Source organism: Waddliaceae bacterium (assembly GCA_018694295.1).
Lineage (GTDB): Bacteria > Chlamydiota > Chlamydiia > Chlamydiales > JABHNK01 > JABHNK01.
On the sequence record JABHNK010000053.1, the window covers coordinates 48,775 to 64,998 of the forward strand.

The following is a 16,224-nucleotide window of genomic DNA, read 5'->3' on the forward strand; positions in this document are numbered from 1 at the left end:
ACCACATCACACAAGAGGGAAGCCCGATGCGAAAGAAAATACTTGTAACATCGGCGCTGCCTTACGCCAATGGTCCACTACACTTCGGGCATATAGCTGGAGCATACCTCCCCGGTGACACATATTCCCGATTCCAACGCCTTCAAGGTAACGACGTAAAATATTTCTGCGGATCAGACGAATACGGCGTAGCAATAACGATGAGCGCCGACATCGCAGGAAGAACACCACAAGAACACGTCGATATATACCACGAAGTCAATAAGAAATTCTTCGAGACACTGAACTTTTCCTTCGACCACTACTCGCGAACAACAACATCACACCACAAAGAACCTTCACAACAATATTTCCTCGACCTCCTAGAAAACGGATATATCGAGAAAAAAGAGACGGAACAACTATACTCCGAAGAAGAAAAAAAATTCCTCGCCGATAGATACGTCGTAGGAATATGCCCGAAATGTCAATACGATAACGCCCGCGGCGACGAATGCCAGAAATGCGGCATGGCTTACGACGCTACAGACCTCATAGAACCACGCTCTAAAATAAAAGGAACACCGCTGACGCTTAAAAAGACAACGCACTGGTTCCTCATGCTCGATAAATTCAAAGATAAACTCCTCACATGGCTAGAGACAAAAAATTGGAAACCCAACGTAGTGAAATTCGTAGAGCACTATATCGAAGACCTAAGACCTCGAGCGATAACACGTGACTCAAAATGGGGGATACCAGTGCCTCTCGACGATGCCGAAGGGAAAGTCCTGTACGTATGGTTCGACGCTCCAATAGGCTATATATCGTCGTCAATGGAATGGGCAGAAAAACAAGGAAAACCCGACCTTTGGAAAGAATATTGGTGCGACCCAGACACCAAACTCGTCCAATTTATAGGAAAAGATAACATCCCTTTCCACGCCGTGATATTCCCGGCAATGACGATGGGACAAAATCAAGATTATAAAATCGTAGACGAACTCCCAGCGAACGAATTCTATAACCTCGAAGGGAAGAAGTTCAGCAAATCTGAAGGATGGTATGTCGACCTCGAAGATTTCTTCACGAAATATACGCCAGACCAAATACGCTACACAATAGCATCTAACGCTCCAGAGACCTCAGACTCGGAGTTTTGCTGGAAAGCCTTTCAGATGCATTGCAACGCTGAACTCCTAGGAAAATACGGTAACTTCGCAAACAGAACCCTCGTCTTCGCAAAGAAAAATTGCTCCTCCGCCGTCCCAAAAACACACACCCTCACAACCATAGACGAAGAATTCCTCGCCGGAATAAAAAACCTCGCAGACAAAGCCGCTAACCACTACGAAACCTTCAGCATCAGAAAAGCCAGCCAAACAATAATGGAGCTAGCACAACTCGGTAACGTGTACTTCGACACAAAAAAACCGTGGGTCTCCGCAAAAGAAGGCGACACACAATCCCTAGAAACAGCGATAGCATGCTGTATAGAATGCCTCAAAACCCTCGCCATAATATCCTCGCCAATAATACCCACAGCAGCACAGAAGCTCTGGGAACTCCTCGGATATACCACACCCCTAGCAGAACAAAACTGGAACTCCGCCATATCAACCACCGCACCACCAAAACAACAACTCCCACAACCCTCAATCCTCTTCAACAGAATCGAAGATGAACAAATCGACGCCGAGCTCTCAAACTTAGTGTCAAGCTAGGTAATGTCAAGGGTGCGCGGAGCGCCCTTGACATTGCTGTTAGATTTCGTTTTTTAGGAGGGCATAGAAGTCATCTTTTGATAGCTTTTCATGCCATGGAGTATGTCCGCAGTCGTTTAGTAAGATGAATTTAAAATTTTGTAGTGTTCTTGATAGCGGGGTTTTGACGCCTTCGTAAGGATGTGGGTCATAGTCGCCATGGATGGCGACGACGGGACATCGGACTTTTTCGCTGTAGCGCAATAATTCTCCGCTACTTCTTAGCAGACTAGCTTCTTTATTAACTTTTTTATAGATGTCAGGCTGGAATTCAAGGCATGTATTATCATGAGGAATTGGTTGGTATGAATCTGTTATAGAAATCAGACGTAAAATAGCGCTGGATGTCAGTTCTTTGCTGTCGTCTTCTGGATTATTCATTGAAGACAGTAAAGAGCTTAATTTTTCTTGATTCTCTTTGTCTAGACGAGACATCCTTGTTTTCATGATGTTGGCGGCGTATTTCGCTTCAAAAGGGCTGCTTCCTACAAGGATGAGTTTTTTGACATATTCGGGATGGCGGGCAGTAAAAATAAATGACAGCATAGCTCCCCACGACCAACCAATTAAAGTTACGGGTTTTTTTGCATTTTCGTCCAAAGACGATTTCAGCTCTTCTACTTGGCCGTTGATGCTATTTTTCGTCTGTAGAGGCTCTAGGACGCCGTAGTCCGAAGATAGTTCCTTGGCGACAGGAGACATCTGTCCTGGCGCTCCTGGACCGCCGTGGACAACAACAACATTATAAGGTGCTTTTCCGTATTTTCTAGGATTTTCCATTGTCTTTTAGATGTTATGTTTCATTTTGTTGCAAAGTATCTATAAAATAAAAAAACTTTCAAGGCCGAGTCTGAGGACAGTTATTGTTGCCGAATGATATAATTGAGGTTTTTAAGAGCAGCTTTAAGTGCTGCTGTAATCCTTTCAAAGTTTTTGTTGCCGTCGTAAGGACTAGCGATAAAATTAAGACAACGAGAACAGCATTCTTTTTCATCTACAAACACAGAATTTAAAGTGATCAACCCTTCGCTATGGTAATTGAGCAAAGCAGAAAACTGTTCGAAGCTTTTTCCTGTAGTGCTGATAAGAAGTAGCGCTCTTTCAATATCGTACAAATTTCTACAAGAATAGTGATGAGAAGAATGTAGAGCTGGAACAACGACCACGACGTCACAAGAAACGGGTGTAATATTGTTTTGATTGAAGGGCTCCAAAAGATGTCTCCTAAATAAATGTCTGGTCAATGAAAATTATTGCAAAACTATAATTTGTCTGTACTAATAATTCAAGGAAAAGTGGACGGAAAAGGGGTATGGCCTTTTTCTTTTACGCCAGACTCCATTATGACCCCATTATTAATTTCTCATCGCCATCGTTTCGATGTTAATCAAGCAGAACCTGATACTTGTTAGCGAGCTTATATTTTCGTGCTTTATTTGAAGGGTCGACAATTTTTAAAAAACCGCATTCGGTCCATTTTTTGCACAGCGCTGAATTCGTTCTTGGCTTGAAGCCAAAGATTTCGCCTATCTGTCTGCTGGTAATGATGTCATGTTCTTTAAACAAATCCAGGGCTTTCCGCTGTTTTGGCTCTAACGTTCGCATCAAATCAGAATAATCGCTTTCTCCTTTGTTTTGTGCCTTTGTCATCTGTGCGATGACTTTTTCAAAAGCGTAAGCCATGCCTCCGCAGAAATAATCAATCCAACCGGTAATATCAGACTCTGCGCGGCCGAGATAATAATTATGTGATGGGCCAATACTTATTGCATGATAGTATGAGAGAAGGTTTTTAGCATAATATTCTTCTAGAGAATATAGGCCCTTTAGATCATAGCCTCCTAGATGTAAGATTAAAGTCGTTAATAATCTAGCTGTTCGCCCGTTTCCATCATAATATGGATGTATCGTAGCAAATTGGTAATGAACTATAGCGGCAATAATTGGAATAGGCAATTCGTCATTTTCTTTAATCCAAGACACCATGTTGCGCATCAACCCAGACACGTCTTTGGATTCGGGAGGCATATAAACAATTGTTCCCGTCCCGCTATCTTTAATAACGTTTTGGCCTTCGCGATAAGGTGTCGGTTTTACCTTTGAGCGTCCATTACTCATAGCAAGAGAGTGCAATGTCTGTATAACTTTTTCTGTTACAGGATGATTTTGTGCAACATACTGTTCCAATTGAGCAAGTGCTGCATAATATCCTTTAACTTCACGTTCGTCACGCTCACGACCAGGAAAATGACCTTTATGTTCTATAACATTTTTAACTTCATTAGGCTGTAGGCGATTACCTTCAATCATAGTAGAATAATGAGTAGTTAATAGTTTGGTTGTTTCGCGTAGCGATGATAACACCGTGGGCGTTAGCGGCAAAAAGACTGCTTTTTCTTTGCATGCTTCAATACGCATTAAATGCTTTGCGATTGTTGTTGTGATGGTATAGGTGGGCTTGAAATTTGTCGGCATATTATACGCTCCATGGCGGCTTTATCTATATATCTTATTATACCGATAATTTGCCGATAAATCAAGCAAAATATGCCGATAACCTCAATTTCTTTCTAAAAACAGCCAAATTGACATAAATTCCAGTATTTAGCCGAACATTTGAGATGATAATATAGTGCAATAATTCTCATCGCCATCGCTTAGCGATGGTGATGACGGCGAAGACAAAGCAAAAGGGTGCAGGCGTTGCGCCTGTGCTCTTTTGCTTTGTCGCGGGGATGCAAGGGGACTTGTTCCCTTGCCGCGGGTGGCGGGGCGCGGAGCTCCGCCATTAATTACGAGAGGGCATGGAGGAGTCCTGTGTGGCGTTGTTTTACGTCATCGTTTCTTACGGCGGTGGAGAGTGCTTTTGTTGTGCCGACAAGGACGACGAGTTTTTTTCCGCGTGTTACTCCTGTGTATAGGAGGTTTCTGCAGAGCATTTTGTAGTGTGTTGTATGTACTGGCATTATTATGCAGGGGCATTCGCTGCCTTGGTATTTATGTACGGAGACGGCGTAAGCGTGGAGTAGTTCATCGAGTTCTGCGAAGGTATATTCTATATCTTTTCCGTCGAATTCTACTATAACGTGTTGTTCTGCGGTGTCGACATCTTTTATTTGTCCGATATCACCGTTGAAGACCTCTTTGTTGTAGTTGTTACGGATCTGCATGATTTTATCTCCGACGAGGAAGTCTTTCCCTCCGCGGCTTATTCCGTGTCCGCGTGGGTTCATAATTTTCTGCAGTGCGATATTTAGGTTTTCGGTGCCGATGATGCCGCGTTTCATGGGCGTTAACACTTGTATGTCGTTTAGCGGAGACAGCCCGTAGCGTTTCGGCAGTCTTTTTGTTATGAGGCCCACGATGGTGCTAAGAACATCTTCAGGGCGGAATTTTTCTATGAAGAAGAAGTCGCTGTCGTGTGAGGTGTTGAGTTCTGGCAGGACGCCCATATTTATTCTGTGTGCATTTGTTACGATATGCGACCCTGCTGCTTGCCGGAATATTTCTGTCAGTGTCGTTGTGGGGATTTTCATTGAGAGGATCATATCTTTCAGGACATTTCCGGGTCCTATGCTTGGAAGCTGGTTGATATCTCCTACGAAGATTACGCGTGCCCTATCGGGGACGGATTTTAGCAGGTGGTACATCAGTGTTGTGTCGATCATACTTGCTTCGTCGACGATTAGAAGGTCGCAGTTTAGGGGGTTGCTATGATTTTTTTTGAAACCCATTATCGAGAAATCATATTCCAGCAGGCTATGTATCGTTGATGCTTTTGCTCCTGTTATCTCTTCGAGTCTTTTCGCTGCGCGTCCTGTCGGTGCTGCTAGGAGGATATCGTCGGTGAGCTTCTGGTATATCATCAAGATAGCTTTTGTTATCGTGCTTTTCCCTGTACCCGGACCTCCTGTTATTATCTGTACTTTCGACGTCATAGCTTGTGCTACGGCATCTTTTTGGTGGCTTGCGAGGTCGAACGAAAGCTCGCCTTCGACCCATTCTACAGCTTTTGTTATATCGATGTTACGCAGCATCGTCGGGGCGTAGCGTATCCTTGTTACATGGTTCGATACCCCGCTTTCGGCGACGTGTAGCCCTTTAAGCCATATGAATGCGATATTATCGCCGCCGTAGGGCATATGCCCTGTGACGATACGCTGCTCTTTCTCTAGAAGGCCTATCTGGAAACGTATCGCTTGCTCGTCGACGCCTAGGATTTCTGCTGCCCTGACGACGAAATCATCGACGGGATAGCATACATGGCCGTTGCTTGAAAGTTCGCTGAGGACATGCTCTATGCCGGCTTCTATCCTATGTGCGGAGTCGTGTGGGATGTCCATATTTTTCGCTATGGTGTCTGCCGTCTGGAATCCTATTCCTCTGATGTCTCTTGCGAGGAGGTATGGGTTGGTGTTGACTTTTTCTATGCAGTCTTCGCCGTATTTCCTATATATCTTCTGTGCATATATCGGGCTGACGCCGTACGACTGCAGAAAAACCATGACGTCCCTGACGGCTTTCTGCTCGTTCCAATGTTCACGTATAGTATCGACGCGCTTTGGTCCTATTCCGGGAACGCCGAGAAGCCTCTCTGGCGAGTCTTCTATTATGTCTAGGGCGTCGGCGCCGAAGGCTTTTACTATCTTCTTGGCATATACTGGGCCGATGCCCCTGATAAGCCCTGAGGCGAGGTATTTCTCTATGCCTACGACGGTAGAAGGCGCGGCGGTGTGGTATTCTTTTACCTGAAATTGTCCGCCATGGACGGGATCGACCTTCCAATTCCCTGAACACGACACCGTCTCGCCGGGCTGTATTCCCGGCATGGTACCGACTATACATGTAAGGTCGTATTTCCGTGGCTCTTTTAGGCGCGCTACAGTGAAACCATTTTCGTAGTTGCTGTATACTATCTTCTCAATATATCCGTATAGCTGTTCCATAAAGTTCTTTTGTCCAGGAAAATCGTTGATAATAATATCGACGATTCTATACCGTATACAAACAAAAAGCGAGGAATTTCCTACTATGAAGATGATAACGTGTGCTGTCGCTGCAATAGCGATGCTTTTCTTATGCCAAAGCTGCTCGAAAAAGACGGATCAAAATATTATAGTAGAGCATATCGAAGATGTATCGCGTGATGTCGACTGGTCGACGATGGAGACGGTGACGATATCTTTCAACGAATATACCGAAGGGCTTTCAGGAGTAATATTACGAAAGGGGATGCCTTATAAGCTAGAACTTGAAAACCATAGCCTAAAAGCTCACAATATCGTTGGCAGCGATTTCTTCGCAGCGATAATGCCGTGGAAGATAGAGACCATCGACGGAGAAATCAACGTCGCAGAATTCAACACTTTCCAGATATACCCCGGCAGATGTATCGACCTCTTCTTCGTGCCAACAAAAACCGGCGACTACACAATATCATATAATACCACAGACGATGACGCGCAACAGGGCACTATAACAATACAGTGACCAGTGAAATGCGGCTATGCCGCATAGTTCTGAGTTATGAGTTCATAGTTCAGAGCAGAGCCTCGGATTCCTTCTCCGAACCCCGAACCCCGAACCCCGAACTCCCGAACTCCCGAACTCTGAACTTACAGTAGATATTTAATTTCCTTATCGGTATATTTTCATAAAACCCAAAAAAATGAGGGATTGTTTATGAAGGCTAAGAGAGAAACGTGGAAGTCAAGCGCTGGTTTTATTTTTGCGGCGATGGGGTCTGCCGTTGGCATTGCTAATATTTGCATATTCCCATGTCTTGTTGGCGCTAATGGCGGTGCTGCTTTTATTGCGGTATATCTTATATCTCTGCTACTTATAGGGTTCCCAGTGTTTATTTCTGAGATAACACTCGGAAGAAAGACTCATAGAAACCCAGCGGGAGCCTTCAAAGAAGTCGGCAAGACGAAACTATGGTCGCGGGCAGGACTCCTTACTGTTGTCACCGGTCTTATCGTTACAGCATTCTATAGCGTTTTGGCAGGATGGGTCTTGGGATATTTTGTCGAGGCAATCGCCGGGCGTCTTCATATTATGACGACTATCGAAGAGACATCGTTTTTCTATAACACGCTGATGAGCAAACCGTTATGGGCTTTGGCGTTCCACTTTATCTTCATCGTGATATGTGGTGCAGTATTATATGGTGGCGTACGACATGGCATAGAGCGAGGTAGCAAATTTATGATGCCTATACTTATTGTAATCCTTCTGTTTCTTGTGGTGCGCGGGCTTATGCTTCCCGGCGCAGGGAAGGGGCTGAGGTATCTTTTCTCTCCAGACTGGAGCCTGCTAACACCAACGGCTATATTGCTCGCTCTCGGGCAGGCGTTCTTCACGCTGAGTCTCGGGCAGGGGACGATGGTGACATATGGTAGCTACCTCACCAAGAAAGATAGTATCCCTTCTGTTGCCATCCCTGTTGCTCTTGGCGATACTGCAATATCATTATGTGCCGCTATTGTTGTCTTCACGACGGTGTTCTCAGTAGGAATGGAACCGTCACAAGGTCTTGGCCTTATCTTCCAGACGCTACCAATAGTCTTCGGACAGCTGCCAGGAGGCTATCTCCTCGCGGTGGTGTTCTTCCTCTTCGTTACTCTGGCGGCGGTTACGTCGGAAATTTCTGCGATGGAACCCGTCATAGCGTATCTCGTCGATGAAAGACAGTGGCGACGACACTCTGCCGTAGCAGCATGTACCGTAGGAGGCTTCCTCTTGGGGATACCTTGTGCGTTGTCGTATAGCATACTGAAAGGCGTCACGCTGTCGGGCGTAAATATCATGGATGCCGTCATGTTTATCACTGAGGGAGCCCTTATCCCAGCAGGAGGCTTCTTCGCTGTAATCCTTGTTGGATGGGTATGGCGTCAGCGTAAAGCTCTTAGGAATCTCCGTGAAGGTTCTTCGGGTTTCTTCGACAAAAATATATGGTTCAGAAGGTATTTGTGGCTTTGCATAAAATACGTCGCACCTGTATTAATAATAGTTGTGTTTTTGAATAGGATATTTGGATAGGAGAGAGCCTTTATGCCCGAAAACGTTATAGAGTCTTCGCTGTGTAAAGAAGATGCAAATTTCGAGGTGCCCTTACGCCCCAGCACGCTAAAAGAGTTCGCTGGACAAGACGCCATCCGTGAACGTCTCGATGTCGTCATCGGCGCTGCGCGCCAGCGTGGCGAAGCCATCAGCCATTGTCTTTTTAGTGGCCCTCCAGGGCTAGGAAAAACTACGCTGGCGAACATCCTCGCAAACGCTATAGATTGTGATATCATCGTAACATCGGGGCCCGTCCTCGAGAAGGCCGGAGACCTCGCCGGAATGCTTACAAACCTAAAAAAAGGCGATATCCTCTTCATCGACGAGATACATCGTCTCAACAGGGTAATCGAAGAATATCTGTATTCCGCTATGGAAGATTACTGTCTAGACCTTGTCATCGATAGCGGTCCCGCAGCGCGTAGCGTACAGCTTAAACTCGAACAGTTCACCCTAGTCGGCGCTACAACGCGGGCAGGAGCGTTGTCAGGGCCTCTAAGGTCGCGGTTTCCTATGACGTTCAGACTCGACTTCTATAGCCCAGACGTCCTTAAAACAATATTACTGCGGTCGGCGAAGCTCTTAGGCGTCACCATCGACGATATTTCGGCATGGGAGATAGCAGCACGGTCGCGGGGGACGCCACGCATCGCAAACAACCTACTTCGGTGGGTTAGAGACTACGCACAGATGAAAGCTGACAACATCATCACCGAAGACGTCGTAAAAAAAGCCCTTGAAATGATAGCCATTGACGAAGAAGGCTTTGGGGAGATGGACAAGAAAATCCTGGAGATCATCATCGACCATCACAATGGCGGTCCTGTGGGCTTGGGGACGATAGCAACAGCTATCGGCGAGGAAAAAGTTACTATCGAAGAGATGTATGAGCCATACCTAATAATGAAAGGTTTCCTACGAAGAACGTCGCGGGGACGTGAGGTGACGACGCTAGCATATGAACATTTAGGCAAGAAGCACGATTTTCTATTGTGAAGTTATAAGGTAATAGGGTAAAAAGATAGAAGTTATATAAACCTGATTGACTCCCTATCCTTTGTCATAGGTTTTTTGCAGTGGTACAGATACGAAGATGAAAGACGAGCGAATGTTAAAACATTTGCGAGGATAGAAGCAAAGTAGATGTGTTGCTGCAAAAAGAAATATGGCAAAGCAAGATAAGGACAAACGAATAAATAAAAATAACAAGAAATAGCAAAGGCTTAAAATATTTATCTTTACGTAGTTATTTTCTGTCTGAGCTTTTTTTAAAAAAAAGGTTATGTTTCCTATAGCATTCATAGTGTCAGGCAATCTGGCTCATTTTACTCCTCGCTAATAGTTACAACTATTAGCTTGTCGTGCACTGAGCCATCTTACCTAACTCTATGGCGCTAAAGGAAAGATATGGGTCAAATCAGGTTTAAAATTATTGTATATATTCAGCAGCTTTAGGAGGAAAAAATCGTGATCTTAAGAACCCTTATCATGGTAATGGCTTTGCTAACATCATCGACAGCGATGCAGGCAGGCGTATGGGACACAATAAAGAACGTAAAGAATCTATGGGACATCGATAAGAATATCGAAGAACCTACAGTCAAAGTCCTTATCGCCGACAGGTCCCAGGGCTCTTTCGTTGAAATTAAAGGCGGTTATAATATCTATAACCCTAAAAACGGCCACCGTATAAGCACACGCTTCTTCGGGAAACAGCAGTATGTTCAGCCACTGACACGCGGCATTAAATGGGGAGAGGAATTCCCAGGAATATACCAGCTGAAACTTATCCCCGATGACCAAGAAACACAGATATACGTCGATGGCATACAATATAAAGGCATTGTAGAAATCTACCAGATAGGTGATAAGCTTAGCGTTATCAATGAAGTTCCTGTCGAAGACTATCTCAAATCAACACTAGCCAATTCTTTCGAAGAAGATACTAAAGAAGAAGTCATGGCAGCTATAGTTATAGCAGCACGAACAGAAGCATGTTACCACGCCGCTCACGGACGTGACGCTTTCTGGCATGTCACAGCAAGCGACGTAGGATACTACGGATATGGCGTAACACGACAAGATAACGGCGTCGATGATATCGTCAATAAGACAAAGAACTTCGTCATGAAGCGCTACAACAATGAAAATGCCGACAACTATTTTGCAGCACGCTGGACGAAACATAGCGCTGGTAAGACGATACCATTCCATGTGATGTATCGCCGTGATATGGGAGCACCACTCGATGGTGTAGAGGTCCCTATCGCCGCCGCTAACAGAGAAGAAACAATATGGACGTATTCCGTCTCGAAACGTGAGTTTGCCGAAAAGGCCGACGTCGCAGAAAAAGCCCTTCTAGAAGTTTATAGCGACGCCTTCTCTAGCAAAATCTATAGCGTACGACTACAAGACGAAAGGGGAATCCGTGACGTAACATTCTTCGAACTTCAGGATATCCTAGGCAAAAATAACATCCTTAGCAGCGACTTTACCGTATCATCGACAGAAGGAACTATAACCTTCACAGGATATGGCGAAGGAGCAGGGGTGGGGATATGCCTATATACCGCAGAAGTCCTTGCAGAAAAAGGAATGAATGCATCGCAGATATTGTCGATGTTCTTCTCCGACGCTACAATACACGAAGCGGCATAATACACGAAGCAGCATAATGCTAAAAGCCTCGAAGTAAAAACTTCGGGGCTTTTTTTTTATCGTAACATCTTCTATAATAGCTCCATAATAATTACGGAGATAACATGGAAGATCCATATTCATTGAAGTCGTATCATTACGACCTTCCCCAAGAACTCATAGCACAACACCCTTGCTCGCCACGTGACGCCTGTAGGCTCATGGTAGTAGAACGCAATACAGGAAAGCTATGGGAGATGCCTTTCCACGAGCTTACAAACTTCCTCGATACCGGCGATAGACTAGTCTTCAACGATACAAAAGTCGTGCCAGCACGACTCCTCGGAAAACGCACAAGCGGTGGCAATGCCGAGATCTTCTTAGTGAAAAATCGCAAAGGTACTACATGGGAAGTCCTCGCTAAACCAGGAAAAAAACTACGCCCAGGAGCAATAGTTACGTTCCAGGAAGGATTGTCTTGTGAGATAATAGAAAATATCGACGACGGAATGAAACTCGTAAGGTTCTCATGCAAAGAAGAAGATTTCGAAGATATCGTCGCCAAAATAGGACATATGCCGCTGCCACACTATATCAGCCGCGATGGAAAAGACCCCCACGACGTTGGAGATTATCAGACGATATATGCCGAAAACCCCGGCGCTGTTGCAGCACCGACAGCAGGACTGCACTTTTCTGAGGAGATGTTCGGCGCCCTCGACGACAAAGGAATTAAAAAAGCTATGGTGACGCTACACGTAGGCATGGGAACCTTCCGCCCTGTCATCGTCGATGACATCCGTTCCCACGATATGCACTCCGAGCGATATCATATCACCACAAACACAGCATCGTTTCTCAATACACATAATTCTGATGCTAAGACGATATGCGTAGGAACAACATGCTGCAGGACGTTAGAAGCTGCCGCCGACGAAGAGGGGAATGTCGTCGCTGGTGATGGCGATACCAATATCTTCATATACCCAGGATATCAATTTCGTTATGTCACAGGGATGCTTACAAATTTCCACCTTCCAGGATCAAGCTTGCTGATGCTCGTCTCAGCGTTCGCAGGACACGACCTAATAAAAGAAGCATATAACAAGGCGATACACGACAAATTCCGCTTCTATTCCTACGGCGATGCTATGCTTATTTTGTAAAAAGGTTAATTTCTCTTTGGAAATAAACATATTGTTTGTATATAACGGAATTATATGAATTATATGAATTATATGTGAATGCCAGAACTTATCCTTTCTCTCTATAGATAAAAGGGTTTGCAATAATGTTGGCATTATGCACAATGAAGAAGATTTGTAATAATAAGGGCTTGTTTTAGGGAAGAAAAAGCCCGCAAAAAATAAAGACAATAAGTAAGGAGAAAACCATGTCATTTGAAAACGCACAAGAGAACCTAAAAGAATTCGGTAAAGAGCTCGGCCTCGAAGGCCTAGAATTCGACGAAAACAACACCTGTATTCTCGGCATCGACGATGACTTCTCGATGCATATAACTTTCGAGCCAAACTCCGATAGAATGTACCTATATTCTCCTATCATCGACGGTCTTCCCGCCGATACGAAAATAAAACTTAAGCTTTATGAAAAGCTCCTCGAAGGCTCAATGCTCGGTGGGCAAATGGCTGGTGGCGGAATCGGCGTTGCTGTCAACGAAGAACTTGTCCTTATGCATTGCACCCTAGACATGGCACATGCCATAGCTTCGGCGCTTAGAGCATTCGCACCATTATACGTCGAGACAATAGAAAAATGGCGCAAAGTCGCACTCGATATCTCCGAAGGTCGCGAGCCCGAAGAAGTTGGAATAACAGCACCAGGCGCTGTAGCAGGCGGAGCAGCACCAGGCGGTGGCAAGCCTTCTGCAGGAGGCCTTGGCGGAGGACACCCAGGTATCAAAATCTAAGAAGCCGAAAACCTCAGAATTATAAAAAAGAGAAGCCTTCCTAAAGAAAGGCTTCTCTTTTTTTGTCTCTTTTGTGTATAAAGCTTAAGTAACAATAGTTCTCTAACCATAAAAAAAAGGGTTTCATATTATGAATATACTACAAATAGCAGGGCGTCTTGGTGCCGATCCAGAATCACGCTTTACATCTTCAGGACAGAAAGTCACAACATTGCGCGTAGCATGCAACGTCCGTAAAGGCGGTAACGAAGATACTATGTGGTGGAGAGTGACAATATGGGGAGATCGCTTCGATAAACTAGTGTCATATCTTAAAAAAGGTAGCGCTATTATCGTTACAGGTACTATGCAAAAACCCGACGTCTATCAAGATCGTAACGGCGACTGGAAACCTTCTCTCGATATGACAGCAGAAATGATATCGTTCAGCCCATTCGGACGTAGTGATAAAAGTGACGAAAATGCCGATACCGCTTCTAAAGACGCTTCAGTAGAAGAAACAAAAGGTAATGATGAGCAGGCCGCTGCACCAGCAGCTACTGACGATAACCTTCCGTTCTAATAATGCTCAATGATAAAAAGATACCGGTGGGGGTCCTCGGAGCAACAGGGATGGTAGGACAGAAGCTCTTGCAGCTTCTCGAAAACCATCCGTGGTTCGACGTCGTCGCTATGGCAGCATCGGGGAAATCATGCGGAAAACAATACCGCGATGCCGTCACCTGGAAGATGCCTACACCAATACCACCTTCCATCGCAGAGACTATTATCAGACCATGCTCGCCGGAGATGCCTTGCTCGATAGTGTTCTCGGCATTAGACGCCACTATCGCTGGCGATATCGAAGAACAGTTTGCTCATGCAGGGCATATCGTTATCTCCAACGCCAAAAATCATAGAACCGACAGCGACGTTCCATTGCTCATCCCAGAAGTCAACGCCTGTCATCTCGACATCGTAGAACGGCAGCATTACAGCGGGATGATAATAACAAACCCCAATTGTGCGACGATAGGACTAACGATGGCGCTCAAACCTCTAGATGATGCCTTCGGCGTCGAGTCCGTCGATGTCGTTACCATGCAGGCGACATCAGGAGCAGGAGCCGCCGGCGACGACCTCGATATCGACGATAATATCATACCGCATATCGACGGCGAAGAAGAAAAGATACAAGAAGAGCCAAAAAAAATCCTAGGAACATATCACGAGGGGATAATCATCCCAAGTGATATCATTATAAATGCACAATGCAACCGCGTAAATGTCAGCGACGGACACCTCGCATGCGTCTCGGTGAAACTCAAAGAAAAAACAACAATAGAAGCCATCATAGAAGCGTGGGAACGCTTCCCACAGCATCTTAATACACCAACAGCGCCAGCAAAACCCGTCGTATATCTTCATGAAAAAGACCACCCACAGCCCAAAATACACCGCACAATGGAAAACGGTATGGCAGTGACAATAGGACGACTTAAAACATCACAGACTTTCGACTACTCGTTCGTCGTGCTCTCACATAATACCGTCAGAGGAGCAGCAGGAGGAGCTATCCTCAGCGCTGAAGCCATTGTCAATAAAATCTGGCACGGTTCAAAATTCGACGGGTCTGGCTTGCATCTTTGCGTTTCTCCGAAGGAAAATGCAAAGACGCAAGCCTGACCCTAGAATAAAAATGAACCATGCCTAAAATCTTCGCCGAAGACAAAGAAGTTTTCTGCGCAAAAGCCTTAACGTAAAGATAATACAGAATTCTTAGAAAATTCTCGTTAAGTTTACAAACTATTCTTCCGATACTACTTCTATATGGTAACAACCAACAATGTGAAGTAATATGAATAGTAAGCAAAAAACATTAATTTCTAAGAAGACTAATAAAAGTAAAAAAACAGGGCTTATGCAGGATAAAAAACGACAGACTGCCGAAGGATGGAGACGCAAACGTATAGTAAAGCATAAGAATTAGCATAAGTTTCTTAGTCCTTGTAAGAAAAGAGCATGTGCGTTATAACTAGGTATAACCGATACGGTAATATCCCTACGTAATTCGGCAAATGTAAAATATTATTTATAAAAGGATTATATGCTCTCTAGTATCACAAAAAAAAATAAAATAAACCTCGACGACTACAACTATCAAAGAGATATCGAGAATAGACTTCTTATGTCGCATTTCTCCGTCTTTGAAGTTGAAGTCCTAGAAGAAATTATCAACGGCTCTATAACGATGAAAATCAGCGATCTTACCGATGCGCTTGATGTCTCCGTTGATACTATCATGCCAATCATCGAAGACCTTAAAACAACAGGACTCTTCGTCGTCAAAGACGATAAGATCGTTGTAAATAAAGAACTTCGCAAATACTACGAATTTCAGATAGAGAAATTCGACGATGACTTCAGACCAGATATGGAGTTCTTACAAGACCTTCACAGTAAAGTCCCTATCCATGTTTTGCCGGTATGGTATTCCATACCACGGACGTCAGACAATATCTTTAAATCTTTGATAGAGCGTTATCTCCTTACTCCGAGCATATACCAGCGATATCTTGGAGAGCTAAATTTTACCGACCCCACCGTCTCCGGCATCGTCGAAGACGTTTTCTCTTCTCCAGATAAAAGAGTTTTCTCTTCAGAGCTGCGCGAGCGATATTCACTGTCACTAGAACAATTCGAAGAGCATATGCTGCACCTGGAATTTAATATTGTATGCTGCCTAGTATATGTCCGCGTGGGAAAAGAATGGAAAGAAATAGTAACGCCATTCTACGAATGGAAAGAACTGCTATCTTCACGTAAAGAAAGAATACCAACGACAATCGTCGATGGTGTTGTCAAAACAAGAGA

At 44.6% G+C, this 16,224-nt stretch carries 14 protein-coding genes; 10 read left to right on the top strand and 4 right to left on the bottom strand.

Annotated elements, in window-relative coordinates:
- The first annotated feature begins 26 nt into the window (after positions 1–26).
- Positions 27–1,703, top strand: coding sequence for a methionine--tRNA ligase (locus tag HN980_05480; GenBank protein ID MBT6928924.1), 1,677 nt, complete (start codon positions 27–29; stop codon positions 1,701–1,703).
- A gap of 39 nt (positions 1,704–1,742) precedes the next feature.
- On the opposite strand, the gene HN980_05485 is transcribed toward HN980_05480, so the two are convergent.
- The 4 genes from HN980_05485 to HN980_05500 form a co-directional block, all read right to left on the bottom strand.
- Positions 1,743–2,522 carry an alpha/beta hydrolase gene (locus HN980_05485; protein ID MBT6928925.1) on the bottom strand — a complete coding sequence of 260 codons (780 nt, stop codon included), beginning with the start codon at positions 2,520–2,522 and terminating at the stop codon, positions 1,743–1,745.
- Between the two features lie 80 nt (positions 2,523–2,602).
- Positions 2,603–2,956, bottom strand: coding sequence for a hypothetical protein (locus HN980_05490; protein ID MBT6928926.1), 354 nt, complete (start codon positions 2,954–2,956; stop codon positions 2,603–2,605).
- Positions 2,957–3,125: 169 nt separating this feature from the next.
- Entirely contained in the window at positions 3,126–4,217 is a 1,092-nt protein-coding gene (locus tag HN980_05495; protein MBT6928927.1) for a Fic family protein, read from the bottom strand.
- A gap of 317 nt (positions 4,218–4,534) precedes the next feature.
- Positions 4,535–6,688 carry an ATP-dependent RecD-like DNA helicase gene (locus HN980_05500; protein MBT6928928.1) on the bottom strand — a complete coding sequence of 718 codons (2,154 nt, stop codon included), beginning with the start codon at positions 6,686–6,688 and terminating at the stop codon, positions 4,535–4,537.
- 85 nt (positions 6,689–6,773) lie between these two features.
- On the opposite strand from HN980_05500, the gene HN980_05505 reads away from it, so the two are divergent.
- The 9 genes from HN980_05505 to HN980_05545 form a co-directional block, all read left to right on the top strand.
- Entirely contained in the window at positions 6,774–7,232 is a 459-nt protein-coding gene (locus HN980_05505) for a hypothetical protein (GenBank protein ID MBT6928929.1), read from the top strand.
- Between the two features lie 186 nt (positions 7,233–7,418).
- Positions 7,419–8,783 carry a sodium-dependent transporter gene (locus tag HN980_05510; protein MBT6928930.1) on the top strand — a complete coding sequence of 455 codons (1,365 nt, stop codon included), beginning with the start codon at positions 7,419–7,421 and terminating at the stop codon, positions 8,781–8,783.
- 12 nt (positions 8,784–8,795) lie between these two features.
- A complete protein-coding gene (gene ruvB, locus HN980_05515) occupies positions 8,796–9,800 on the top strand; it encodes a Holliday junction branch migration DNA helicase RuvB (protein ID MBT6928931.1) in 1,005 nt (334 codons plus the stop codon).
- 471 nt (positions 9,801–10,271) lie between these two features.
- Entirely contained in the window at positions 10,272–11,462 is a 1,191-nt protein-coding gene (locus tag HN980_05520) for a hypothetical protein (GenBank protein MBT6928932.1), read from the top strand.
- 104 nt (positions 11,463–11,566) lie between these two features.
- On the top strand, positions 11,567–12,607 hold the full coding sequence (queA, locus tag HN980_05525) for a tRNA preQ1(34) S-adenosylmethionine ribosyltransferase-isomerase QueA (GenBank protein MBT6928933.1): 1,041 nt from the start codon (positions 11,567–11,569) through the stop codon (positions 12,605–12,607).
- A gap of 227 nt (positions 12,608–12,834) precedes the next feature.
- On the top strand, positions 12,835–13,371 hold the full coding sequence (locus tag HN980_05530; protein ID MBT6928934.1) for a CesT family type III secretion system chaperone: 537 nt from the start codon (positions 12,835–12,837) through the stop codon (positions 13,369–13,371).
- A 130-nt stretch (positions 13,372–13,501) separates the two neighbouring features.
- The gene (ssb, locus tag HN980_05535) at positions 13,502–13,933 is read left to right on the top strand and encodes a single-stranded DNA-binding protein (protein ID MBT6928935.1); all 432 of its coding nucleotides are present in this window, start codon (positions 13,502–13,504) and stop codon (positions 13,931–13,933) included.
- Between the two features lie 2 nt (positions 13,934–13,935).
- Complete coding sequence (gene asd / locus HN980_05540) at positions 13,936–15,036, top strand: aspartate-semialdehyde dehydrogenase (GenBank protein ID MBT6928936.1); 1,101 nt, start codon at positions 13,936–13,938, stop codon at positions 15,034–15,036.
- Between the two features lie 421 nt (positions 15,037–15,457).
- The coding region (locus HN980_05545) for a hypothetical protein (GenBank protein ID MBT6928937.1) at positions 15,458–16,224 on the top strand (767 nt) is incomplete at its 3' end.